We start from the raw sequence: 901 nt of genomic DNA, 5'->3' as shown, positions 1-901 counted from the left end.
CGGTCCCGGTCTGACCGACTGGTGTCGTGCCGGGTTCACGCTTCATGGCCACCTGCCCGCGTACGCGGGTCTTCTGGTCGGCTCCACGTGCTGCCACCGGGCCACTCCCGGCGGTGTCGTGCCTGGCCGTGAGGGCGGCCAGATTGAGCGAGGCGTTGAGATCTCGATCCATGATCAGGCCACACGCCTGGCAGTGGTACTCGCGCTCGGACAGGGCCAGCTTGGCTTTCGCCGCGCCGCAACCCGAGCAGGTCTTTGAGGATGGATACCAGCGGTCGGCGACCAGCAGTTGGCCGCCGTTCCAGTCGGTCTTGTACGCCAGTTGGCGGCGGATCTCGGCGAACCCGGCGTCGGCGATGTGCCGGGCCAGGCGCCGATTCGCCAGCATCCCGATGACGTTGAGGTCTTCCACCACGATGGTGCCGTGCCCGGCGGCGAGGCGGGTGGTGAGCTTGTGCAGGCCATCGCGGCGCAGGTTCGCCACCCGGGCGTGTGTGCGGCCGAGCCGGTTCGCGGCGCGCTGCCAGCGTTTCGACGGCCGCCGTCGCGTCCTACGGTCCGGGCCGGACGTGCGCGACAGCGCCCGGCCCAGCCGCCGAAGCCGGTCCCGCGCGGTGGCCAAGTGGCGCGGGTTCGGCACGAGTTCGCCGGTGGACAGCACCGCGAGGTGCGTGATGCCGACGTCGACACCAATCACACTGCCCGGCCGGTCCGGTGTCCGCTCGGCGCGTTCGACCTCGACGGTGAACGAGACGTGCCACCTGCCGCCGTCACGCCGCACGGCCGCGGACATGATCCGTGCCGTGCCCGCTTCGAGACGGCGGGCGAGCTTGCGGGCAGACTCGTGCAGCTTCAACCGGCCCAGCCGGGGCAGCACAATGTGCTTGCGGTCCGGCTCGAC

1 protein-coding gene is annotated in these 901 nt (G+C 71.0%); it reads right to left on the bottom strand.

Going from position 1 to position 901, the window contains the following annotated elements:
* The coding region (gene tnpB, locus ABGB16_RS33825) for an IS607 family element RNA-guided endonuclease TnpB (RefSeq protein ID WP_347672114.1) at positions 1-901 on the bottom strand (901 nt) is incomplete at both ends.

This window comes from Micromonospora sp. B11E3, from assembly GCF_039871625.1.
GTDB lineage: Bacteria > Actinomycetota > Actinomycetes > Mycobacteriales > Micromonosporaceae > Micromonospora.
This window is presented reverse-complemented; position numbering and strand designations above follow the sequence as displayed.